We start from the raw sequence: 22129 nt of genomic DNA, 5'->3' as shown, positions 1-22129 counted from the left end.
CCGACCCGCCGTTCTGAACGGTACCGCCGTCGCAACACGTCAAAGGGGCCCGAGGGCCCCTGCGTACTTGAGAAAATTACTCAGCATTGCGCCGCCGTTTAAGCGCGGTTTTACGCCGCCATCAACACGCGCGCGAATCCGAACGCACGGCGAGGGGAAACGAATGGGGAAAGGAGATGCGATGCAGCGCACGCAAAGCAACTTGGCTCGCGTCGCTACAGCGTCTTGAGCAGCGCTTGCAACTGGCGAAGCTTGTCAGCCTCGCGCCCGTTCGCCGACTGCTGTTCCTCGATCACGAGCGCGGCGGTTTCGATCTCGACGGCGATCTCACGTATCGATTCCACGGTCGCGGTCAGGCGGTTTGCGATGCCCGACAGCAGATCGATCGGCGACGCGCTGCTATCGCGCTTGCCCGGCGCTTCACTCGCGGGCGCTCGACTTTCCGGCTCCGCCTCGTCGCCCATATCAGCCGTGACGCCACACGTCGCGAGCCGGACGCGTCGAAATTCGCCGCGCGTCACCTCGCGGACGAGCCCGGCATCCCTCAGCCGTGCGAGGCAGTTGTCCGCCGTTCGCGAATCGATTTGCGCCTTGGTCGTGGCTTTCACCTGTGTCACGATCTGCTTGGTCGTCCACGATTCTTGAATCGGCACGAACTCGAAGACCTTCTGCGCGACGGACGGCATGCCACGCAGAATGGATTGCTGACGGCCGGGGTTCATGCCTGCCCCCGCCGCTTTGAGCCCGTCGAAATACCCTTTTGCATAAACCCTCCTGTATGCGTTGCGATCCTTTTCCATCGCTGCTTCCCCTCCATCACCGCGCGCCCGAGACGTTCATGCCGACCAGCTCGGTCATGCGACGATCGTGCGCCAACTGATGCGAGTAGTTCCGCCAACGCGCCCGGCCGGCGATGTAGGTCTGTTGCCCGGACGGCGAGCGCCGGTAGTGGGATGCTCGGCGACGCACGCCGCTGCTCGTGCTGTTTATATTCACTTCGTGTCTCCAGTGCCAACTTCCTTCCAACCCTCACCAACGAAGCACTCATGGAACCGTTATCGATAATTTCGACTGTAATTTCGACGCTTGATTCGGCACTCAACCTGCGTGAGAAAGCCGTAAAGGCGCGCGATGATCGAGCCGTGGTATCGCAAATACAGGTCTGGCTCAGAGATGCTGAGGTCACGCGGCAGGCTGCACTTCAACTTGAGGAGAAAGTGAGATCGCTCATGAACGAGAACGATGCACTTCATAAGAAGGTTTGCGAATTTGAGACACGAACGAGAGATCTTGCACGCTACCGTCTGCACAAATTTCCCGACGCCGGGATCGTTTACAAACTCTCTGAAGATCCAAATAGCGAGACCAGTGATATTCCCCACTACATTTGCCAGCCCTGCGCTGACAATCGACATCAGAAAAGCGCGCTCCAGACGGTTGGAAAGCAAGGTCATGTCTATTTGCACTGTCCAGAATGCAAGGCGTATTACTCGACGGGCGACACGTACGCAGTCGCGCCACGTCGGGTCGGACCAAGTCGGTATATACATATCAAACGGTGATTTCATCGTCACATCCTCGAATTCATGTTATTTGCCGCGCAGGCGTCGCCACTCGGCCGACATCAACTCGTCGAAGATCGCAAGATCCGCCGAACTGAGACAGCCCGCGATCTGATTGCGGAAGGCGTGGCGCTCAGCCTTGGTCGGCAATGCCGCGCAGGGCAACGCCGCGCGTTCGATAAACAGCGCGACACGATCGGAGAAGGTGGAGATCAGGGAGATGAACAGCCGTCCGGCCTGCTCCGGGGCGGTTTCGAATCGGTACGTGAGCGCAGCAACGGCGCATGCGATCTGCTCAGAGCGGTCGCAACACAGCTGCACCTGCTCGCGCGCGATACGGCAGCACCCCATGTCGGGCATGAATCGCTGCATGTCAGCGACGACGCCGGGCGGCAAGGTTGCGGGCGGCATGGATCAGGCGCTGGAACAGACGCTGCCCCTTGCGGCCGGTCGCGATGATCTGCTCGGCTTCGCGATCGTCGATTCGCTGATCTTCGAGTGCACGCGTCACGTCGTCGGCGACCTTCCCCACATGCGCTTGCAAGTGAAGCGTCGTCGTCACGAGACGCATCGTGCCGGGATCGTGCCCTTCGTCGACGGGGTGATCGTCGACGCGCTCGGCCACCAGTCCGAATCGAGCGTTGAGCGCATGCAGCGCATCGAGCGCGTGCGCCTGGGCCTCGCTTTTCTCTTGCATCCACTCGATGAGCAGCTCGAACATCTCCATCGAGAGCCGACTGTCGCCGACGCCGCGCAGACGCAGTCGAAGCGATTCGGCAGAGATGTTTTTACCGCGACGGACGGTCAGGTGATTTGCGGCATCCGCCACACCACCCTGCGTGTTGCGTACGGACGTGTAGAGCACGTCGAGCCATTCAGTAATGTCGTATCGGCAGGTCATATCGGGTATTTGAAAAGATGCGCCGTTCATCCTGTCGTGGGTAAAGGCTCACGCGTAAGATGCGGCTATGGTCCATGTCCGTACCTCACCGGACGTCGACCGCTTCACGCTCGGCGAAGTAGTCATACAAGGCCTGAACCGTCGAAACACGCGGATCTGTTACAGCACGCGAACTGATCTTTGACAAAGTGGAGTACGGCACGCCCGTCGCCTCTGAGATCGCTCGCATGCCGCCCTTCTCTCGATCTAGACATTCAAGCGTCACTGCCAACAGCGGACGGCGGTGATAGGTCATCGCGGAATCCCGGAGCTATGAGCCTCGACATAATAACCATTAATGGCTATTTCCGCAATCAAACACAACCCCGAAATTGCCGCAAATGGATAGCCGCAAGTGGCACGCTGTGCATCATGAAGAAAATCGACATTCGGCAAGTGCTGGCGCAGCGCCTTCAGAGCCTCATGGCGCTGGATCCGAGCCTTGACACACAGGTCAAGGTTGCTGCGCGCGCAAAGATCGCCCAAAGCACCGTAGGTCGCATCCTGCGCGCCGAGGTGTACGCACAGCTCGCCCAGGTGCAATCTCTCGCCGAGGCGTTCCGCGTCTCCACCGCATCACTACTATCAGACGACGGCGATACGCAAAATGCGCAGCTCATGTACGATCAGGCCGGGTTTTCAGCCCTACCCGAAGCCGAGAAAGAACAGATCAGAACCTTCATCGACTTCGTAATCAAGCGCCACCAAGCGTCGGCCAACGCCGAAACCCTCTCCCTCAGCTCAAGCAGGGAACCTCCGGCGGGCCTGAAGGAACGGCTCTTGAATGCCATTCAGCGTGAATTGAATGATGACACGCTGAATCTACCCAATGAACCAAAACAAGAGAGCAATCAACCGCGTCGAGGCCGACGTTCTTCGTCTCAGTGATTTCCGAGGCAACCCAAATCAAATCGACCAAGCCGCCATCCGAGCGGCGATCGCGCGAACCGTTGCAGCGCGGCAGCACATAACCGATACCCTACTTAACCCGCAGACCCCAGCCGTTGCCGCTGCGGCTGTATTCATCGACATACACGGCAAGGTATCGATCTCTGCCACCGGCATCGAACCTGAAATGGCCGCATCGATCGCCGACGAGCTACGCTCGCTCGCAGCACTCATAGAGCAACATCAGCAGCGCACACACGAAAAAGGCAAGCGGCAACGCGGCGATTGCAGCCTTTTCATCCTCGCCACACTGGCGTTCATGAGCGCAACGTACCTCAATCAGGTCGACTGGATTGACGCAGCGCTATCCATCGCAGCACAAGTCTCTGCCGCCCTATTTGCACGCCACACACGCGCACAAAGCCAACAAGCAACAACCACAAAGGGCGCTGCGGAACGCTTGTTCATCTTAAAATAACCATTTATGGCTTGCCGAAATTTCCATTAATGGCTATTCTCCGGTCAATGCGTCACCCGACGCTCAACCGGAGAATCATCAATGAAACCGACCGATCTTCACGCAGAGGCCCGCCGGAACTGGCTCCGTGACGAGCAAGCGCCCCGCGTTGTGCCTTCTGCGCCCGCCCGCCAAAGCAACTTGGAAAAGTCTCTGCTGTTCAAGTGCGTCCTTGCCGCCGCCGCACTGATCATCGTCGCGAACGTGCTGGATAACAGCCCCGTCGCCGACAAGCCCGCGACCTACCGCGCCACTGTCTGACATCGTCGACGCCGAGCGCAGAACAGTCCGCTCGGCGCACTGGAGACCACACCATGCCTCGCATCAACGCACTGCAACACGCGGGCGTTCCGCGCCGCGACACCCTTCCCTTGCGCACCGTCGTGCGCTACGAGCGCAACCAGCAGTTGCCGTCGACGCCGATTCTTGTCGGCAAACACATCGTCATGCGCCGCCCGCTCGTAGACGGCGTCTACACCGAATACCTGATCATGTACGGCAACCGGATCGCGGCGCGGCAGATTTCGATCCCGGACGAATCCGACTGCGCGGCAGCGATCAACCGTCTACGCGCCGCGATGCGTCCTGCCAACGATGCCGCGCGCGACGCAAAAGAGAAGACGAAGAAGTCGCGAGCGCTCACGATCCGGGAGGCGGCCTAATGCACACGCCCCCGAACCACGACGCACCGCGATTTAATCCGCCAGTCGACCTGACCGCCGGACAACGCGCCGAACTTGCAATGCGGATCCTCGACGCATTTCGCCAATCCAAGCGCGCGATGACGGCGGATGAAGTCTGCAAGACGTTTTTCGCCGACATGCCGACTGCCGCCGCTCAGCACATTGACAAGCTGGCGCGCGGCGGCCTTCTCCGCCGTCAGCCGCGCCCCCACGATCTTCGGTTCGTGTACTGGCTCGCGGGCTCGGATGCGGCTCCGCCCCTCCGGATTCCGTGCAAACAAGCAGACGGGACGTTTGCCACCGATGCTGTCGACTCGACCGCACTGCGCCACGCTGGCGACCGGGCGGCAGCGTCGGCCGGCTCGATGCTCACCCGCCCAGAGTTTCATTCGCTCATCACGCGGGACGACGGCCGGCACGTCGCAGTGTCGTTCCCTCATCTGTACCCGCTCGAAGTCACTGCAGACGCGTTGCACGAATCCGCGACACGCAGGCTTCGCTATCTCCGTTTGTTCCGCCAAAGCGTCGATCTTGAAATCGCTCGACTCGAACAACTGACCCATCGTCGGGGGGCTGCATGAAGCGCCATGCCACCTACAAGCACCCGACGTCGTACAACGAGATCGTCGCTCACGCGAATGCCGTTCACGCACGTCGCCTCGCTCAACTCAAGAAGGCGGAGAAGCATATTCGCGCCATCGAGTGCGACCTCACGTTGGTCGCTGAAGGCGGGATATACATTGCCCTCGACGAGTATTCGATGCGTCTCGAAGATTGCCGTAGCCCCCACGAATACGGCCTCAACGTGCGTGCGAAATGGGCACTCCGCATCGGCACCGGGATTTTCAGCGAAACCGCCGATCGTGCCGTCCGCGCATTTCTCGCGCTCGGCTGGATCGTCGAGCGCATCGACGCCACTCCGCATCGCGCGAAGCTCCTTCTTCGACGTCCGAAAACGCAGTCTCGCCTGCTGCTCGACTGCACCGTGGAACTCGCCCAAAGTCTCCAACCGCACGAGGCCGAGTAATGGATACCCGTACCCAATCGCTCACGCTCGTCGAGCCGATCGTCACCGGCAACACGAAGGCCGCCGCTGCGGCGGCGGGCGCGACGTCGGCAGACCTCTGGATGGTGCCGTACGAACAACTTCACTACGATCCGCGCGACAACGTGCGTCCCGTCGATCACCAGTGGGTGTCGCACCTCACCGCCCTGATGATCGCGAACGGCTACGACAAGAGTCAGCCCCTCCACTGCTACATCCGGAAGGTCGACGGGAAGGATCTCATCTACGTCTACAAGGGACAACACCGCTACCTCTCCGCAGGCAACGCGATCCGCGCGGGAAAAACGCTCGGCAAGATCCCGGTCGTCGTGCGCGATGCAAAGACGGTTGAACGCGCCGAGATGGTGATCGACGGATACCTCAGCAATGAAAGCAAGCGCGCGTCTCCGCTCGAACTTGCGACGCTCGTCGCGGAACTGCGCGACGTACATGGCGTCGACACGAAAACGATCTGCAAGCGCCTGAACGTTACGGATCAAACCATTCGCGACGTCGGCCTGCTTGAAAATGCACCTGTAGAGATTCACCAGTTCGTACGCGACGGCTCGATCTCGGGCACGCTTGCTATCGAGCAGATACGGCAGCACGGTGCGGAAAGGGCGCTGGAGCGGATTGCCACGGGCATGTCGAAAGCGAAAGACGCAGGCAAGACGAAGGTCACGAAAAAGCATCTTCACGCGACGTCGCCCAAGAGCGTCGCGGCGACCACCGCCGCCGCCGAGCCTCAACGGAAGATTGGCGAACAGCACGCAAAGCAACTTTTTCAAGCGCTGCAAAGCGTGTTGCACGATCCCGGCTTCGGCAAGTTGTCGCCGGGCACGATCGAAGGCGTGCATCGCGCGCTGACGGGCCTCGAAGACCTGCTCGATGCCGTGCCGGCACGTCGCCCGAAGTATCCGATTGCCAAGGCAAACGAGCATGGCGTGTATGAGCCGTCGGAAATCTTGTCCGCTCCCATCTCAAAGAGCACCGGACGCACGGCTGTCGAGATTCGGCTCGCACAGATCGCCGAGGGCGATTGGGAATTCGGATACTCGTACACGTTTAACAGCGCGGGCGGATCGTCGCCATGCAAACGCATCGACGGCGAATCGCCCGGCCGGTACAGGACGCGCGTCGAAGCGATCCGAGCTGCGGTTCAGGCGCTCACGCTCATCCTCGAAAACAGCAGCGCCTCGAAAGCGAAGGAAATGGCAGGCGTTCGGCGGTGGCTCGACAAGCTGTTCACGATGCCGGATCCGGACTGGACGCCAGGAATGGCGCAGGAGACCGCTCAATGACCCTGCGCCCGGCCCTTTCTACCCCACGTCCGCTGCCGCGAAAGCGGGAACGCGCGGACAAGCGCCCGGCTATCGCACTGGCGAGCGTCGACGGCAATGCGGTTTCGAACCGTGTACGCGGGCTTGCGCCCGCAAAGGCAATCCAGAAGGACGAAACGCCGCGTGCGCGGCGAAAAGCGATCCAGAGAAACGAAACCCCTGCGGATACCCGCAGGGGCATGCACGCACGCCTCGACGCGCTTTGCATCGAGATCCGCGCCCTTGTGAGCGACGTCTCTCACTCGGCCGACATCGTGCTGCTCGACCTGATGGCCGACGACATCGGCGGCTACGCGCGGCACAAAGCGGCGCAGGACGCTCGCACTTGGGCGGCGGCCGCCGGCGTCACGCTCGAAACGGGTTTGATGCAGCTCGGCCGGGCGATACCACACAATCAGAATTGAGGACGACCATGAACGACAAACAGAACACCGCACCGAACTGGTTGCAGGAAGGCGATCTGCTCTATCGCATCACGATCGACACGCACCGGCAAAACCATGACGAAATCTATGTCACGCTGGCTGAAGGATCGCGGGACATACGTGCACGAGCAGCGCGGGCGGCGGAGCTTCGGGAAACTTTGAAGCGGCTCGGACCCAACAGGCTAATCGATGGCACCTCGCCCGAAGCGCTCACGAAGCTCAAAAGGCTCATTGCCGCCGACGAATACGCGATCTCGTTTCAGACGATGCAGCAGTATCGATCCGCGCTGCTACGGGAAATTGACAACGCGAGTCCCGTTCGCTCGATCCCGGCTACGATGACGCAAGAACAGCACGCGGCGATCGAGTTCGCGCTTGGCGCATGTGCCGGTCATCCGGCCGGCGAACAGCATGTGGCCGCACTTGAATCACTGCTTTCGCGGGGAGGCGACCACGCATGACTGTCGCGATGAAGCCCATATATCTCGACATCGCATCGATATCAGCGGCGGTCTCCCTGTCGCCCGCGGTCATCCACAAACTCGTCCGGCAAGAGGAGTTCCCGAAGCCGCGCGCCCTTTCCGGGCGACGCGTCGGTTGGCTCACGCGGGAAGTCGAAGAGTGGGCAGAAGCTCGAACGCCGTCCGAGTTCCTGCCGCCGCCTAACTGCGGGACCGGCCGGCGGAAAGCGACAATTGATGCGACCGGGTAACAGCCTCCAGCTTCTCATCGAGCTTCGTCAACCAGAGCCGGCGCTCGGCGTCATACGAGTGCCGGTTATAGATACCGCCGACACCCGGCAACATGTGCCCAAGGATGGCCTCGCCGATCTCGTACGGACAGCCGAGCGCAGCCAACATCGTGCGAGCCGTTCGACGCAGATCGTGAGGGGCCCAATGCGTGACCGGAAGACGCGGCCGGGCTTGTTCCGGCCGCGTCTCGCTATAGGGCATATGGAAATGAACGGCCTGACCGAACACCTTCTGCTGCATGTGCCCGCCTCGCTCAGCCGGGAACACCCTCCCCTTGCCGTAACGTTCGAGGCGTCGGCGCACAACAGCATCCGCACGTCCGATTAACGGCACCCGAAGATCCGTCGCCTGCTCGTGCCGGGCGTTCTTGGTCTTGGCCTTGGGAATCGTCCACCACAGGCCGTCCCGTTCGTCGGTAATCTCTGCCCCTTCCATTGCGCCGATCTCGGCACCGCGCGTCCCGGTCCAAAGGTACAGCGTCAACGCATCCTCGACATTGCGACTGAAATTCGGCAACCAGTTGATCAATGCACCCGCCTCGACGTCGCTCAGGAACCGCTTTGCGGTACCGACCGGCTGCCCTTGGATCCGTCTGCCGTTGCTGCGTAGTCGACCGCGCATGATTTGTCGCCACCAGTTCGACGCAGACTCGGGCAGCCGGCCAGCATCCAGAGCGTAGTCCCAAGCGGCCCCGAGTTCGAGTCGAAGCTTCGACGCCTGCACCGGAATTTGCCGATACGAGTCGATCTTGCTGAACGCCCGCTCGCGCGTCAGCTCGGCGGCCGGCAGCGCTGCAATATCTCCCAACATCGTCCGGAACATCCGGGCCACTTCGGCCGCCCCCTTCGGCTGTCGATTGCGCTCGACGTGCCCCTTCAGGTAGGCCATACAGATATCGCGCACTGTCGGCGAATCCCCTTGCTGTACCATAACGCCGACAGAATCGTTTGCTTGCCGCTTGGCGAGCGCCGGGTCGTTGCCTGAGTTGCGCTCTTGTTTCAGACGCTCCCACTCAACGGCGGCCGCCGCGATGGAAAGCGCTGGCCACTCGCCGATTTTGATTTGTCGCATACGCCCATCGACGAGCGACTTGTAACGGTAAATCCAACTGCGACGCGATGCCGTCGCCTCGAGCCTGAGCCCCGGACAGCCATCGATTTTCAGGTGTGCACCGGGCAAAAGTTGCTTTGCCGATCGGGCGTCAAACCGCATTCAGACCTCAGCGTAGGTTTCCGCCACGCGCATAACATCAGCGGCGTAGGCGTAGGTTCTGGAAGAGCCGAAAAGCTACGCTGACAATGGAAATTTAGCAAGATGTCGATAGGCAGGGATATTCGACAGCGAACACCCCGAAATGGACGGAAAGCCTTGATGGATAAGGACGTGCAAGAAATTACGGATTCAAAACAGCAGCTTACAGAAGGGGCGTTCAGCAACCACACGCCGATGATGCAGCAGTACCTTCGCATCAAGGCCGAACACCCCGACACGCTCGTGTTCTACCGGATGGGTGACTTCTACGAGCTCTTCTTCGAAGACGCTGAAAAAGCCGCGCGCCTGCTCGACCTGACGCTCACGCAACGCGGCGCGTCCGCTGGCACCCCGATCAAGATGGCGGGCGTGCCGCATCACGCGATCGAGCAATACCTCGCGAAGCTCGTGAAATTCGGCGAATCCGCGGCGATCTGCGAACAGATCGGCGATCCGGCGACGTCGAAGGGCCCCGTCGAGCGCAAGGTCGTGCGCGTCGTCACGCCGGGCACGCTGACGGATGCCGCGCTGCTGTCCGACAAGAGCGACGTGTTCCTGCTCGCGCTCTGCCCCGGGCACAACAAGCGCGGCGTCGCATCGAACATCGGCCTCGCCTGGCTCAATCTCGCGAGCGGCGCACTGCGGCTCGCCGAGATCGCGCCGGACCAGCTCGGCGCGGCGCTCGAGCGCATCCGGCCCGCCGAGATCCTCGCAGCGGACGGCGCAATCGAATCAGTGCCCGCCGGCTTGGGCGCGAACACGCGCGTGCCCGCGTGGCACTTCGACATCGCGTCGGGCACGCAGCGCCTGTGCGACCAGCTCGAAGTCGCGAGCCTCGACGGTTTCGGCGCGCAAGCGCTCACGAGCGCTTGCGGCGCGGCAGGCGCGCTGCTGATCTACGCGGCGGCCACGCAAGGCCAGCAGTTGCGCCACGTGCGCAGCCTCAAAGTGGAAAACGAATCCGAATACATCGGGCTCGATCCGTCGACGCGGCGCAATCTCGAACTCACCGAAACGCTGCGCGGCACCGAATCGCCGACGCTCTATTCGCTGCTCGACACCTGCTGCACCGCGATGGGCAGCCGCCTGTTGCGCCATTGGCTGCATCATCCGCCGCGCGGGTCGGTCGCGGCGCAAGGGCGTCACCAGGCGATCGGCGCACTGCTCGACGCGCCCGCGAACGCGAGCCTCGACAGCCTGCGCTCGGCGCTGCGGCAGATCGCCGACGTCGAGCGGATCACCGGCCGTCTCGCGCTCCTGTCCGCGCGGCCGCGTGATCTGTCGAGCCTGCGCGACACGTTCGCGGCCCTTCCCGCATTGCGCGAGCGCGTCGCCGAAATCGCCCCGAACGCGCCGGCGCTCGGCCGCCTCGAAGCCGCGCTCGAGCCGCCCGCCGGCTGTCTCGACCTGCTTGCGCGCGCGATCGCGGTCGAGCCGGCTGCGATGGTTCGCGACGGCGGCGTGATTGCTCGCGGCTACGACGCGGAACTCGATGAACTGCGCGACATCTCCGAGAACTGCGGCCAGTTCCTGATCGACCTCGAAACACGCGAGCGCGCACGCACAGGCATCTCGAACCTGCGCGTCGAGTACAACAAGGTGCATGGCTTCTATATCGAAGTCACACGCGGCCAAACCGACAAGGTGCCCGACGACTATCGCCGTCGCCAGACCCTCAAGAACGCGGAGCGCTACATCACGCCCGAGCTGAAGACGTTCGAGGACAAGGCGCTGTCCGCACAGGAGCGCGCGCTCGCTCGCGAACGCGCGCTTTATGACGGCGTGCTGCAAGCGCTGTTGCCGCATATCGAAGGCTGCCAGCGCGTCGCAAGCGGCCTCGCGGAACTCGATTTGCTCTCGGCGTTCGCCGAACGGGCCCGCACGCTCGATTGGGTCGCACCGGAATTCACCGACGAGATCGGCATCGAGATCGATCAGGGCCGCCATCCTGTCGTCGAAGCGCAGGTCGAGCAGTTCATCGCGAACGATTGCACGCTGAATACGGATCGCAAGCTGCTTCTCATCACCGGCCCGAACATGGGTGGTAAATCGACGTTCATGCGACAGACGGCGCTCATCGCGCTGATGGCGTACGTCGGCAGCTACGTACCGGCGAAAGCGGCCCGCTTCGGTCCGATCGACCGCATCTTCACGCGAATCGGCGCGGCGGACGATCTCGCGGGCGGCCGTTCGACGTTCATGGTCGAAATGACGGAGGCCGCGGCAATCCTGAACGACGCGACACCGCAAAGCCTCGTGCTGATGGACGAAATCGGCCGCGGCACGTCGACGTTCGACGGCCTGGCGCTCGCGTGGGCGATCGCGCGCCATCTGCTGTCGCATAACCGCTGCTACACGTTGTTCGCGACGCACTACTTCGAGCTCACGCAGTTGCCGGCCGAATTTCCGCAAGCGGCAAACGTGCATCTGTCGGCGGTCGAGCACGGCCATGGCATCGTGTTCCTGCATGCGGTCGAAGAAGGTCCGGCGAACCAGAGCTACGGGCTACAGGTCGCTCAGCTCGCGGGCGTTCCGGCACCGGTGATTCGCGCCGCTCGCAAGCATCTCGCGCACCTCGAGCAGCAGTCCGCCGCGCAAGCGACGCCGCAGCTCGACCTCTTCGCCGCACAACCGTCCGTCGACGAACCCGAATACGACGAGCCGCCGGCGGCCACGCCGCACCCGGCGCTCGAGCGCCTGCTCGAGCTCGATCCGGACGACTTGAAGCCGCGCGACGCACTCGAGCTGCTCTACGAACTGCATGCGCTCGCTCGCTCAGGCGCGACGGATGCGCAACACTGACGACACCGCGCGACGCGCGGCGCTTCGCTCGCATCTCGCCGCGCTCACGCTCGCCTGCGCACTTGCCGGCGGCGCACAGGCGGCCGCGCCCGCGTCGCCGGCTGGCGGCGAGCCGTACACGTTCGCGGTGCTGTCCGGCGTAATCGCGTCAGCAGACGACGAGCCGCATGCTCGGCGCCTGCTCGATGCGGTCGCGCGCGACCGCTCGGTGTCGTTCATCGTCTACGAAGGCAATCTGAAGGGACCGAAGGAAGCCTGCCGCGATCGGCTGTACGAGCAGCGCAACCTGCTGCTCACGACGTCCCGAGTCCCGCTCGTGCTGCTGCCCGGCCAGTTCGACTGGGCCGCATGCGGCACGCGCGACGCCGGCGCGTACGACCCTGTCGAGCGGCTCGACTTCCTGCGTCAGAACATCTTCTCCGAGCCCGCATCGCCCGGCGCGAATCCGTTGCCGCTGTCGCGCGAAAGCGAAGTGGCGCGCTTTCATCCGTATCGGGAGAACGTCCGCTGGGTCCGCGACGACACGGTGTTCATCGGCCTGAACGCGCCGAACCCGAACAATCGCTATCTGACGGCGGGCGGCCGCAACGGCGAGTTCGAAGATCGCGTCATCGCGAACGCGTTCTGGATCGATCATGCGGCCGAGTACGCGAAGCGCCGCAGTGCGCGCGCGCTCGTGATCTTTCTCGAAGGCGATCCGCAGTTCGAACGCTACCAACGTTCGGAGCGCTTCGGATGGCTGCGCTTCAACCGCCCTCGCGTACGCGACGGCTTTCGTGAATTCAAACGTGCATTGGCGAAAGCCGCGGCGGTCTTTCGCGGCTCGATCGTCGTCGTGCACCCGAGCGGCGAGCCGCTCGCGAACGGCTTCAGGATCGACCGTCCGCTGCGCGACGACAAAGGGGATCTTGTCGGCAATCTGACGCGCATCGCGATCGCGCCGCGCGCGCGTCTGAGTCAATGGGTGCGGATCGGAGTCGATCCGGCGAAACAGCCGATGTTCAACGTGAGCGTGCAGACCGTGCCGAAGCATCTGCCTCAACCGCCCGCACTACCCGTCGTGCCGCATGACGACACGCCGCTGCCCGAGATGCCGGAAATCCCGGCGCCGCCGACATTACCGGATTCGAGTGCGAGCGGCGTGGAGCCGCCCGGTTATGGCTATGACGAATGGCATGGCGTGCACGACGCCCACTACGATCACCGTGCGTCAGGCGCGACACCCGGCCAGTCGCCGAGCGTCGCCCCGCCCGGCTCAATGCAGGGTGCGCACTGAACCGTTACCGTCGTTGTCGTTTTCGTCGTCATCGTCCTCGTCGACGATTTCGAGCCCCTCCGCGCCGTGCGCGTGCTCATGCTCGATCTCGTCTTCCGTCGCTTCGCGCACGTCCTTGACGGTCAACGAGAAGCGCAGCGCCATCCCGGCGAGCGGGTGATTGCCGTCGAGGACGACCTTGTCTTCCGCGACATCGGTCACGGTGTAGACCAGCGAATCGATTTCCTCGTCACCGTCTTCCGGCGTGCCTTCGAACTGCATACCGACTTCGAGCGGCTCGGGGAAACGGTCGCGCGGCTCGATCTTCACGAGTTCAGGATCGTAATCGCCGAACGCATCCTGCGGCTCCAACTGGATTTGCGCTTGATAGCCGGGTTCCTGGCCGTCGAGTTGTTCCTCGATCTTGGGGAACGTGCCATCATAGCCGCCGTGCAGATAGACCATCGGCTCATCGCTCTCCTCGATCAGATTGCCTTGCGCATCCGACAGCTTGTAAGCGACCGATACGACAGTGTTTTTTGCGATTTTCATCCAATTCTCCCAAGTACAACAGTCATTATACGATGCCCAAACGGCCATCACCCGAACCGTCCGGCCGTGTGCGCGAACGCACGCGCGCGCCGCTGTCCGAGGCGCCGACTCAGCTTCTCGGCAACCTCACGCCTGCGCAATTCATGCGCCGGTATTGGCAGAAAAAGCCGCTTCTCATTCGCCAGGCCATTTCCGACATCGCACCGCCGCTGTCGCGCGATGCGCTGTTCGAGCTCGCGAGCGACTATGACATTGAGTCGCGGCTCATCACCCATTTTCGTAACAGATGGCAACTGGAGCACGGCCCGTTCGAGCCGGAGCATCTGCCATCCGTGAAGCGCCGCGAATGGACGCTGCTCGTGCAGGGGCTCGATCTGCATGACGAACGTGCACGCTCGCTGCTCGAGCGTTTTCGCTTCATTCCGGACGCGCGCCTCGACGACCTGATGATTTCGTACGCGACGGACGGCGGCGGCGTCGGCCCGCATTTCGACTCGTACGACGTGTTCCTGCTTCAGGTGCACGGCAAGCGCCGCTGGCGGATCGGCGCGCAGCAGGATCTGTCGCTGCAGGAAGGATTGCCGCTCAAGGTCCTCGCGCATTTCGAGCCGACCGACGAATGGGTGCTCGAACCCGGCGACATGCTATATCTGCCGCCGCACGTCGCGCACGACGGCGTTGCGCTCGGCGAGTGCATGACGTGCTCGATCGGCTTCAGAGCCCCGTCCGCAGGCGAATTGCGCGCTCAGTTCCTCTATTACCTGGCCGAGCGCGGCGGTTTGCACACGGGCGCGCGCGACGACGCGCCGTACCGCGATCCGGCGCAGCCCGCGGTCGACGCCCCGGCGATGCTGCCCTCGGCAATGGTCGAGCGTGTCGCCGCGATGCTCGCCGGAATCAAATGGGACGAGCGCGATATTGGCGATTTTCTTGGCTGTTACTTGAGCGAGCCAAAATCGAACGTCGTTTTCGAGCCCCCTGCCCGGCAGTTGGGCGAAGCCGCGTTCGCGGCCCAGGCCGCGCGCCACGGCATCCGACTCGACAGGAAAGCGGCGTTGTTGTATAACGCGCGCTCGTACTTCATCAACGGTGACGCGTTTCCGCTCGCAACTGCGGCAAAATGGCTGCCGGAACTGGCCGATACGCGCCAGATGGAGGCGAAACGGTTTGTAACACTCTCCCGGGCCCCCTCCATGACAGCCTTGCTGCACGAATGGTATCGTGCGGGCTGGATACGGGTGGGCAACATGGAGTAAAGTTGCCCGGCCGTATGCCCATGCAGATGCGTGTTTTTGTATGGGAAAGACAACGTATTGACCCCGCATTTGTCGACGGTCGATAGGAAAGTGCATATAATTTCCGCCCAAGCCGTAGGGAAGATTCACGCTCTAGAAGTGCATCTCCACCAGCGGCCCAGGTCGGTGTTGGAGCACATTACCGGTATTGTTTCGCGCTGTTGCTTACCTTTAACCATAAAAGGACGTGATCATGAAGAAATCCCTCCTCGTAGCTTCCCTGTTGGCTGCCGTTGCACTGGCTGCGTGCAACAAGAGCTCCGAGCAAGCTGCTTCGTCGGCTGCTAGCGACGCTACCGCCGCCGCTGCTTCGGCTGCTTCGGGCGTTGCCGCTGCTGCTTCGGAAGCGGCTTCGGGCGTTGCTGCCGCTGCGAGCGATGCTGCTGCTGCTGTGGCGTCGGCTGCTTCGGCAGCGACGGCTGCTCCGGCTTCGGGCGCAAGCCAGTAAGTCGCGTCAGCATCAGCTGAAAAAAAACCGGCCCGCGGGCCGGTTTTTTTTACGTCTTCAGCACGCCTTTCCTACGGCGTCACGGCCTCTTGTTCAGGGTCCCCATACGCCGCAGCGGGTACGTGTGCGCCCGCCGACGTCACGTCAGCGCAGGCTGAGCCAGCCGAAGCCGTCGTCCTGCGACGCGACGAGCACGTCACCCACCCCTCCTCCCAATGCCGCCGACAGCGCCGCTTGCGCGAGCGCCGGCGAATTGTTCTGCTGACTCAGATGCGCGGCCACCAGATGGTGCAGCCGGCTGCGATCGAGCTCGGCGAGGATGGCCGCCGCCGCATCGTTGCTCAGATGGCCGCGGGGGCCGCCGATACGCGCCTTCAGCGACGCCGGGTAGCGGCTTGCCGCGAGCATCGCGACATCGTGGTTCGCTTCGAGCACGAGGCCGTCACAGCCGCTCAGGACGGCGCCGATATGCGGCGTCGACATGCCGACGTCGGTCAGCACGCCGAGGCGCGCCGCGCCGTCGCTGAAGACGAACTGGAGCGGCTCGCGCGCGTCGTGCGGGACCGTGTAGGGCAGCACGCACAGATCGCCGAGCGCCGCCTCGTCGCCGCTCCAGAGGACGTGGAGGTCGACGTCGGCGTCGTCCGCGCCAACCGCGCGCGCGGTGCCCCAGCTCATGTACAGCGGCAGCGATGCGCGGCGGGCGAGCGTCAGCGCGCAACCGACGTGATCGCCGTGTTCGTGGGTAACGAGGATCGCGTCGAGCTCGTCGACGCGCAAATCGAGGCGCGCGAGCCGGCGTTCGAGTTCTTTCGCCGAGAAACCGCAATCGAGCAGGACGCGCGTCGTCGTCGCGCCATTCGACGCTTCGACGACGAGCGCATTTCCTTCGCTGCCGCTTCCGAGGCTCGCGAATCGCACGCGCTTAGTTCAACTGCGCGTGCAGCAGCGAGATGAGCCGCTGCGCGTCGGACGAGCTGTCGATCTGGCCGTTCGCGTCGACGACAGCCACTTGCGTCTTCCCGTCGCCTTGCGGACGCACGTTGACGAGAAACTCCTTGCCCGACTTCGCGGCCGTCGAACCGCCGTAGAACAGCTTGCCGAACAGGCCGTCGCGCTTCAGCTCTTCCATCGAATTCGCATAGCGCACGTAGTAGATGCCCTTCGTGCGATCGCGGTTGTCGACCGTGAAGTTCGTCCGGTCGAGCGCGATGCCGACGCGCAGCCACGCGCGATCGAACGATTCGGCCAGATCGAGCGTCGACGCGCCGGCATTGGTGTCGACGACGGTCGCGGGCGCCGTCGCCGGGCGCGCATCGGCGAGCAATTGCTTCGCCTGCGCATCGGTCAGACCGAATTTCTCCATCAACTTCGCGAGGAACACCGCTTCGAGCACCGGGTTGCGGGGACGCTCCTCCCAGCGCGACGACGTGCCGCCCTGCGCGCCCGTCAGCTTCTCTTCCATCGCGCTATGCGTGATCGAGATGTCGGTATTGCCGCCCGAGGTGCGCGTGACGAGCGTGCGGAAGCGATCGCGGGTGCCCGACGAATAGGCGAAATCGATCACGCGGCCGATCGTGCGGCGAAACCAGTCATCGGGGATGTTCGCGCGGTTTTCCGCCCAGTCGGTCGACATGATGCCGGTCGAGGGCGCGTCCGTCTTCAGCGCGAAGCCGTTGTCCTGCCAGAACTCCTTCAGCTGCGGCCAAAGCTGTTCGGGCGTGCGGCCGTCGACGACGAGCCAGCGGCGGTCGCCGTCGCGCTCGACGTGCATCCCGAACGGATCCTGCGCGGTCGGCTGCCCTTCCGTCGTGTTGCCCGCCGCGGTGACGGCGCGCGTCGGCGCGGAGCCCAGGCCCGAGTTCGTCGGCGGCGCGATGAACGACGGGCTGAGCGGCACGGCCGTCAGATCCTGCGGCACCTGCAGCGGCGGCGCCGAGCCGGTCGACTTGTAGTTGACCCGGTCGGGCGCGAGATAGTCGTTCAGCGTGTCGCAGCCGGCGAGTGCGCCCAGCGCGAGCGCCAGTACCGAAATCTGGATCGCGCGAGAGGAAAAGGCGGAATGTTTCATGAAGTCCTTCGTCTTGCTAGAACGCGTGTCACGCCCGACGCCGGGAGCGGCCGGGTCGGTGTCGGATCGAACGGGATGCGGCGCGGCCGCATGGGCGGCCGCGTCCGGCCTCACAGGAGGCCGGCCTCGCGAAGCGCGCTGCGCACGGCTTCGTGGCAGCGCTCGTCGAGGGGCGTGAGCGGCAGGCGGATGCCGCCCGCGATCTTGCCCATCTGTTGCAGCGCCCATTTCACGGGAATCGGGTTCGCTTCGATGAACAGATTCTTGTGCAGCGCCAGGAGCTTCATGTGAATCTCACGCGCCGTCTTCGCGTCGGCGGCGAGCGCCGCGCGGCACAGTTCGCTCATCGCGCGCGGCGCGACGTTCGCCGTCACCGAGATGTTGCCGTGGCCGCCCAGGAGCATCAGCGCGATCGCGGTCGGATCGTCGCCGCTGTAAATCGAAAAGTGCGCGGGCGCCGCCTTGATCAGTTGCGCGGCACGGTCGATGTTGCCCGTCGCGTCCTTCACGCCGACGATGCCCGGCACCTGCGCGAGGCGCAGGATCGTCTCGTTCGACATGTCGGCGACGGTACGGCCGGGCACGTTGTACAGGATCACCGGCAGGTCGACCGCTTCGGCGATCGCCTTGAAGTGGCGGTACATCCCTTCCTGCGTCGGCTTGTTGTAATACGGCACCACTTGCAACGTCGCGTCGGCGCCCACCGCCTTCGCGTGCTTCGACAGCTCGATTGCCTCGGCCGTCGAGTTGCCGCCCGCGCCGGCGACGATCGGAATCCGCTTCGCCGCGTGCTTGACCGCGGTTTCGATCATGAGGACGTGCTCGTCGACCGAAAGCGTCGCCGATTCGCCGCTCGTGCCGACCACGACGAGGGCATCCGTCCCCTCTTCGATGTGCCAGTCGATCAGCTTGCGGAAGGCCGCCAGATCGAGGCCGCCGTCCTCGAGCATCGGGGTGACGATCGCGGGGACGCTGCCGCGGATTTGAATGCCGTCTTGAGTGCCGTTAGCCATGAAACAAACGCGATGAAAAATCGGTAAAGGTCGATTGTAGCGGATTAGCCTGCCAGTCCGTAACGCGGAAATCCCGCCCCTGCTTCCGGCGCGGCGCGCTCGCGCACCGCGCAGATTCGTTGGATGAATGCGCCGCGCGGCGCGTCCAGGAATCCGTCCTCGAACGCGACGACGCGCAACTGCCCGCGCACCGCGTCGAGCAACTCGCCCGGCGCGAGCAGGAACGCAGGATTGGACGGCTTGCCGACCGTTTGGTTGCCTTGCGCGAACGTTTCGTACAGCAGCACGCCGCCCGGCGCGACTGCGGCAACGAGACGCGGCAGCAGCGGACGATGCAGATAATGCGTCACGACGACGGCGGCGAAGCGCGCGTCGTCGGCGAGCGGCCACGGCGCGCCTTCGAGATCGGCCGCCTGCGCAGCGATGCCCGGCAGCGCGCGGAGTGACGCGAGCCCGGCCGGATCGCGCTCGAGTGCGCACACCGGATGACCGCCCTCGGCGAACCAGCGCGCGTGCCGGCCGTGGCCCGCGGCGACGTCGAGCACCGCGCCGCCCGCCGGCACCAGATGCGACCACCTGCGCACCCACGCCGATGGTTCGGTCGTCGCACCGTGCGAGCCCGCGTGCGGCGGACCGTCGACTGCAATCGTCAGCGTTTTCAACTGTACGACAGCCCCATTGCCTCGCGCACATCGCGCATCGTCTCGGTCGCGTACTTGCGCGCCTTGTCGCAACCGTCCGCGACGATCGCGCGCAGCAGCGACGGATCGTCCATGTATTTCTGCGCGCGCTCGAGCATCGGCTGCTGCTCGCGCAGGATGCCCTCGATCACCGGCTGCTTGCAGTCGAGACAGCCGATGCCCGCCGAACGGCAGCCCTGCTGTACCCACTCGTGGGTCGTCTCGTCGGTGTAGACCTGATGCAGCTGCCAGACAGGGCACTTGTCCGGATCGCCCGGATCGCTGCGGCGCACGCGCGCGGGATCGGTCGGCATCGTGCGGACCTTCTTCGAGATCGTCTCGGCGTCCTCGCGCAGGCCGATCGTGTTGCCGTACGACTTCGACATCTTCTGGCCGTCGAGGCCGGGCATCCGCGACGCCGCGGTCAGAAGCGCCTGCGGCTCGACGAGGATGATCTTGCGCGCGCCTTCGAGATACCCGAACAGCCGCTCGCGGTCGCTCATCGACAGGCTCTGCGACTCCTGCAGCATCGCGCGCGCCTGTTCAAGCGCCTCGTCGTCGCCCTCCTGCTGATACGCGCTGCGCAGCTCGCGATAGAGCTTCGCGCGCTTGCCGCCCAGCTTCTTCGCCGCTTCGAGCGCCTTGTCCTCGAAGCCCGGCTCGCGGCCGTACAGGTAGTTGAAGCGGCGCGCGATCTCGCGCGTCATCTCGACGTGCGGCACCTGGTCCTCGCCGACCGGCACGAGCGAGCCGCGGTACAGCAGGATGTCGGCCGCCATCAGCACCGGGTAGCCGAGGAAGCCATACGTCGACAGATCCTTGTCCTTCAGCTTCTCGATCTGCTCCTTGTAGGTCGGCACGCGCTCGAGCCAGCCGAGCGGCGTGCTCATGCCGAGCAGCAACGCGAGCTCGGCGTGCTCGGGCACCTTGCTCTGGATGAAGAGCGTCGCCTGCGCCGGGTCGATGCCCGACGCGAGCCAGTCGATCAGCACGTCCCACACGTTCTTCTCGATCACCTCGGGCGTTTCGTAGTGCGTCGTCAGCGCGTGCCAGTCGACGACGCAAAAGAAGCACGGGTACTCGGACTGCAGCTTGACCCAGTTCTTCAGCACGCCGTGATAGTGGCCGAGGTGGAGCGATCCCGTGGGTCGCATGCCGGAAAAGATACGGTCTGGGAACATGATTGTCGTTAGAAAAGCGAGGCGAAAGGAGTCAGGATGGCCGTCACGACGGTGTAGCCGGCGCCCACCAGCGGCCGCAGCCAGAATTTCGTCAAGAGCCCCGTCGCGACGAGCGCGAGCACGATGAAGAAGCCGTACGGCTCGAGCCGCGACAGCGCGATCGATTGCTTCGGCGGCAGCAACGCCGCGAGAACGCGCCCGCCGTCGAGCGGCGGCAGCGGAAAGAGGTTCAGCACCGCGAGCACGAGATTCACGCCGACGCCCGCGCCCGCCATCCGCGTGAAGAACGGCTCGTCGACCGCGAGCGCGGCGAGGCCGATGCTCACGAAGCCCCACAGGAGCGCCTGCACGAAGTTGCAGCCCGGCCCCGCGAGCGCGACCCACAGGCTACCCCAGCGCGGATCGCGCAGATTGCGGAACGTGACGGGCACGGGCTTCGCATAGCCGAACAGGAACGCGCCGCTCGTCAGGAAGTACAGCACGAGCGGAATCACGATCGTGCCGAACGGATCGATATGGCGCATCGGGTTGAACGACACGCGGCCCATCATGTACGCGGTGTTGTCGCCGAGCAGGCGAGCGACGTAGCCGTGGGCAGCCTCGTGCAGCGTGATCGCGAAGACCACGGGAAGCGCATAGACGGCAATCGTCTGTATCAGGGAAGAAGCATTCATAGCGCGCTATTGTAACAAGCGGGAAACGCGCGAACGGCGCGCGTGCATGCGGACCGAAACGGCGGCCGCTCCGAAGCGCCAGGACAGCGCGCGCCGCTCACGCGGCGAGACCGAACGGATCGAGCGGACCGCGCCCCGCCCGCACGAGCTGCGGCTCGTCGCCCGTCAGGTCGATCACGGTCGACGGCTCGCGCGGGCACGCGCCGCCGTCGACCACGAGATCGACCTGCTTTTCAAGGCGCGCGCGGATTTCTTCCGGGTCGTTGAGCGGCTCGTCGTCGGGCGACAGGATCAGCGTCGTGCCGAGGAGCGGCTGGCCGAGCGCCTCGAGCAACGCGAGCGTGATCGCGTGCGCGGGCACGCGCAGCCCGATCGTCTTGCGCGACGGGTGCGACAGCCGCCGCGGCACCTCCTTCGTCGCCTGCAGGATGAACACGTACGGGCCCGGCGTCACCGATTTGATGAGCCGATATTGTCGATTGTCGACCATCGCGAACGTCGCGAGCTCGGACAGATCGCGCACGAGCAGCGACAGGTGCTGCTTCTCGTCGAGCCCGCGGATGCGGCGCACGCGCTCGACCGCGTCCTTGTCGTCGAGATGGCACGCGAGCGCGTAGCTCGAATCGGTCGGCAGCGCGATCACCCCGCCGCTACGCACGATTTCGGCCGCCTGCTTGACGAGGCGCGGCTGCGGATTATCCGGATGAATCCTGAAGAATTGGGACATGAGGACAAGAGGGTATGGATCGGCGCGC

General features: G+C 64.0%; 28 protein-coding genes. 15 read left to right on the top strand and 13 right to left on the bottom strand.

Annotated elements, in window-relative coordinates:
- Nucleotides 1-215 precede the first annotated feature (215 nt).
- A complete protein-coding gene (locus WS62_RS25320) occupies nt 216-686 on the bottom strand; it encodes a hypothetical protein (RefSeq protein WP_066576739.1) in 471 nt (156 codons plus the stop codon).
- A gap of 360 nt (nt 687-1046) precedes the next feature.
- Between WS62_RS25320 and WS62_RS36925 the strand changes: the two genes are divergently transcribed.
- Nucleotides 1047-1562 (top strand): hypothetical protein, encoded by a 516-nt coding sequence (locus tag WS62_RS36925; RefSeq protein WP_156441130.1) that lies wholly within the window; start codon nt 1047-1049, stop codon nt 1560-1562.
- Between the two features lie 27 nt (nt 1563-1589).
- Here WS62_RS36925 and WS62_RS25310 read toward each other — a convergent pair whose 3' ends face one another.
- The 3 genes from WS62_RS25310 to WS62_RS34880 form a co-directional block, all read right to left on the bottom strand.
- Nucleotides 1590-1922 (bottom strand): hypothetical protein, encoded by a 333-nt coding sequence (locus WS62_RS25310; RefSeq protein ID WP_197422919.1) that lies wholly within the window; start codon nt 1920-1922, stop codon nt 1590-1592.
- A 13-nt stretch (nt 1923-1935) separates the two neighbouring features.
- Nucleotides 1936-2463: a phage regulatory CII family protein gene (locus tag WS62_RS25305; protein WP_082721273.1), complete on the bottom strand. Its 528-nt coding sequence runs from the start codon at nt 2461-2463 to the stop codon at nt 1936-1938.
- 85 nt (nt 2464-2548) lie between these two features.
- Complete coding sequence (locus tag WS62_RS34880; protein WP_082721272.1) at nt 2549-2758, bottom strand: hypothetical protein; 210 nt, start codon at nt 2756-2758, stop codon at nt 2549-2551.
- 116 nt (nt 2759-2874) lie between these two features.
- On the opposite strand from WS62_RS34880, the gene WS62_RS25300 reads away from it, so the two are divergent.
- The 10 genes from WS62_RS25300 to WS62_RS34870 all read left to right on the top strand — a co-directional run bounded on the left by WS62_RS25300 (nt 2875) and on the right by WS62_RS34870 (nt 8112).
- Entirely contained in the window at nt 2875-3390 is a 516-nt protein-coding gene (locus WS62_RS25300; RefSeq protein WP_197422918.1) for a helix-turn-helix domain-containing protein, read from the top strand.
- A complete protein-coding gene (locus WS62_RS36920) occupies nt 3332-3868 on the top strand; it encodes a hypothetical protein (protein ID WP_156441129.1) in 537 nt (178 codons plus the stop codon). The genes WS62_RS25300 and WS62_RS36920 overlap by 59 nt, the downstream gene beginning before the upstream one ends.
- A gap of 81 nt (nt 3869-3949) precedes the next feature.
- On the top strand, nt 3950-4168 hold the full coding sequence (locus WS62_RS25290) for a hypothetical protein (protein WP_066576701.1): 219 nt from the start codon (nt 3950-3952) through the stop codon (nt 4166-4168).
- Between the two features lie 53 nt (nt 4169-4221).
- Nucleotides 4222-4569 (top strand): hypothetical protein, encoded by a 348-nt coding sequence (locus tag WS62_RS25285; RefSeq protein ID WP_066576698.1) that lies wholly within the window; start codon nt 4222-4224, stop codon nt 4567-4569.
- Nucleotides 4569-5171, top strand: a complete 603-nt coding sequence (locus WS62_RS25280) for a helix-turn-helix domain-containing protein (RefSeq protein ID WP_066576696.1) — start codon at nt 4569-4571, stop codon at nt 5169-5171. Before WS62_RS25285 ends, WS62_RS25280 begins: the two co-directional genes overlap by 1 nt.
- Nucleotides 5168-5617: an ACP synthase gene (locus tag WS62_RS25275; RefSeq protein WP_066576695.1), complete on the top strand. Its 450-nt coding sequence runs from the start codon at nt 5168-5170 to the stop codon at nt 5615-5617. The genes WS62_RS25280 and WS62_RS25275 overlap by 4 nt, the downstream gene beginning before the upstream one ends.
- A complete protein-coding gene (locus WS62_RS25270; RefSeq protein WP_066576691.1) occupies nt 5617-6936 on the top strand; it encodes a ParB/RepB/Spo0J family partition protein in 1320 nt (439 codons plus the stop codon). The genes WS62_RS25275 and WS62_RS25270 overlap by 1 nt, the downstream gene beginning before the upstream one ends.
- Nucleotides 6933-7379, top strand: a complete 447-nt coding sequence (locus WS62_RS38430) for a hypothetical protein (protein WP_231748414.1) — start codon at nt 6933-6935, stop codon at nt 7377-7379. The genes WS62_RS25270 and WS62_RS38430 overlap by 4 nt, the downstream gene beginning before the upstream one ends.
- Nucleotides 7380-7387: 8 nt before the next feature.
- The gene (locus WS62_RS25260; RefSeq protein ID WP_059473698.1) at nt 7388-7861 is read left to right on the top strand and encodes a hypothetical protein; all 474 of its coding nucleotides are present in this window, start codon (nt 7388-7390) and stop codon (nt 7859-7861) included.
- Nucleotides 7858-8112 (top strand): helix-turn-helix transcriptional regulator, encoded by a 255-nt coding sequence (locus tag WS62_RS34870; RefSeq protein WP_331460084.1) that lies wholly within the window; start codon nt 7858-7860, stop codon nt 8110-8112. The genes WS62_RS25260 and WS62_RS34870 overlap by 4 nt, the downstream gene beginning before the upstream one ends.
- Here WS62_RS34870 and WS62_RS25255 read toward each other — a convergent pair.
- Nucleotides 8063-9364: a tyrosine-type recombinase/integrase gene (locus WS62_RS25255; RefSeq protein WP_059577227.1), complete on the bottom strand. Its 1302-nt coding sequence runs from the start codon at nt 9362-9364 to the stop codon at nt 8063-8065. The two genes, WS62_RS34870 and WS62_RS25255, sit on opposite strands and share 50 nt — an antisense overlap.
- Before the next feature lie 159 nt (nt 9365-9523).
- On the opposite strand from WS62_RS25255, the gene mutS reads away from it, so the two are divergent.
- Both mutS and WS62_RS25245 read left to right on the top strand, forming a co-directional pair.
- Complete coding sequence (mutS, locus tag WS62_RS25250) at nt 9524-12205, top strand: DNA mismatch repair protein MutS (RefSeq protein ID WP_066576688.1); 2682 nt, start codon at nt 9524-9526, stop codon at nt 12203-12205.
- Nucleotides 12192-13481 carry a hypothetical protein gene (locus WS62_RS25245; RefSeq protein ID WP_066576732.1) on the top strand — a complete coding sequence of 430 codons (1290 nt, stop codon included), beginning with the start codon at nt 12192-12194 and terminating at the stop codon, nt 13479-13481. Before mutS ends, WS62_RS25245 begins: the two co-directional genes overlap by 14 nt.
- On the opposite strand, the gene WS62_RS25240 is transcribed toward WS62_RS25245, so the two are convergent.
- Nucleotides 13461-14012, bottom strand: a complete 552-nt coding sequence (locus tag WS62_RS25240; protein WP_066576686.1) for an FKBP-type peptidyl-prolyl cis-trans isomerase — start codon at nt 14010-14012, stop codon at nt 13461-13463. The two genes, WS62_RS25245 and WS62_RS25240, sit on opposite strands and share 21 nt — an antisense overlap.
- Nucleotides 14013-14080: 68 nt before the next feature.
- Here WS62_RS25240 and WS62_RS25235 point away from each other — a divergent pair, with 68 nt between their 5' ends.
- Together WS62_RS25235 and WS62_RS38910 are read left to right on the top strand one after the other, a co-directional pair.
- Entirely contained in the window at nt 14081-15268 is a 1188-nt protein-coding gene (locus WS62_RS25235) for a cupin domain-containing protein (RefSeq protein WP_066576684.1), read from the top strand.
- Nucleotides 15269-15325: 57 nt separating this feature from the next.
- Nucleotides 15326-15595, top strand: a complete 270-nt coding sequence (locus tag WS62_RS38910) for a hypothetical protein (RefSeq protein WP_009904701.1) — start codon at nt 15326-15328, stop codon at nt 15593-15595.
- 304 nt (nt 15596-15899) lie between these two features.
- On the opposite strand, the gene WS62_RS25230 is transcribed toward WS62_RS38910, so the two are convergent.
- From WS62_RS25230 to WS62_RS25200, 7 genes are all read right to left on the bottom strand, one after another.
- Nucleotides 15900-16676 (bottom strand): MBL fold metallo-hydrolase, encoded by a 777-nt coding sequence (locus WS62_RS25230; protein WP_066576682.1) that lies wholly within the window; start codon nt 16674-16676, stop codon nt 15900-15902.
- A 4-nt stretch (nt 16677-16680) separates the two neighbouring features.
- Nucleotides 16681-17826 carry an outer membrane protein assembly factor BamC gene (bamC, locus tag WS62_RS25225; protein ID WP_066576680.1) on the bottom strand — a complete coding sequence of 382 codons (1146 nt, stop codon included), beginning with the start codon at nt 17824-17826 and terminating at the stop codon, nt 16681-16683.
- A 110-nt stretch (nt 17827-17936) separates the two neighbouring features.
- The gene (gene dapA / locus WS62_RS25220; RefSeq protein ID WP_066494561.1) at nt 17937-18839 is read right to left on the bottom strand and encodes a 4-hydroxy-tetrahydrodipicolinate synthase; all 903 of its coding nucleotides are present in this window, start codon (nt 18837-18839) and stop codon (nt 17937-17939) included.
- A gap of 44 nt (nt 18840-18883) precedes the next feature.
- A complete protein-coding gene (locus tag WS62_RS25215) occupies nt 18884-19492 on the bottom strand; it encodes a class I SAM-dependent methyltransferase (protein WP_442855101.1) in 609 nt (202 codons plus the stop codon).
- A 5-nt stretch (nt 19493-19497) separates the two neighbouring features.
- Nucleotides 19498-20700, bottom strand: coding sequence for a tryptophan--tRNA ligase (locus WS62_RS25210; protein ID WP_066576666.1), 1203 nt, complete (start codon nt 20698-20700; stop codon nt 19498-19500).
- 8 nt (nt 20701-20708) lie between these two features.
- Nucleotides 20709-21374, bottom strand: a complete 666-nt coding sequence (locus WS62_RS25205; RefSeq protein ID WP_066576664.1) for a site-2 protease family protein — start codon at nt 21372-21374, stop codon at nt 20709-20711.
- Between the two features lie 97 nt (nt 21375-21471).
- The gene (locus WS62_RS25200) at nt 21472-22101 is read right to left on the bottom strand and encodes an L-threonylcarbamoyladenylate synthase (protein WP_066576662.1); all 630 of its coding nucleotides are present in this window, start codon (nt 22099-22101) and stop codon (nt 21472-21474) included.
- Nucleotides 22102-22129: the final 28 nt, after the last annotated feature.

The sequence above is a fragment of the Burkholderia sp. ABCPW 14 genome (assembly GCF_001523835.1).
GTDB classification, from domain to species: domain Bacteria; phylum Pseudomonadota; class Gammaproteobacteria; order Burkholderiales; family Burkholderiaceae; genus Burkholderia; species Burkholderia mayonis.
Note: the sequence above shows the minus strand (reverse complement) of the source record. Positions and strands in the feature narration are given on the sequence as shown.